General features: G+C 33.2%; 1 pseudogene. It reads right to left on the bottom strand.

Annotated elements, in window-relative coordinates:
• Window positions 1-206: 206 nt before the first annotated feature.
• A pseudogene (locus ACX6CF_RS26525) lies at window positions 207-349 on the bottom strand (conjugal transfer protein TrbL family protein); the annotation flags it as partial.

Below are 349 nucleotides of genomic sequence, written 5' to 3'. Positions count from 1 at the left end.
TATGAGTCAGAGATACTGTGCGGAGATATGTTCCTTTTTAGTTATATCAATAGTACTTATCAAATTCACATTCTATTTAGCGCACATTTTAAAAGTTATTCTAATACAATTAATTCAAATAATTTTATACTCCTTTATAATCACGATGGCACAAGGCCCCTACTACATCTTGATATGGCTCAGGCATATAAATAGCATGAACATCTGATGTCTGTTTCAAAAAATGAAACCACAAGTCCTGTAACATAAAGAGTCCATGCAAGATAAGAAAAAAACAGTGCAATGCTTTGAACCCAATTCATCTCAAATAAGTCAACTCCCATATTTACCCATCTGAGCAAACAATCCC

It is taken from the genome of Vallitalea sediminicola, assembly GCF_054408565.1.
Note: the sequence above shows the minus strand (reverse complement) of the source record. Positions and strands in the feature narration are given on the sequence as shown.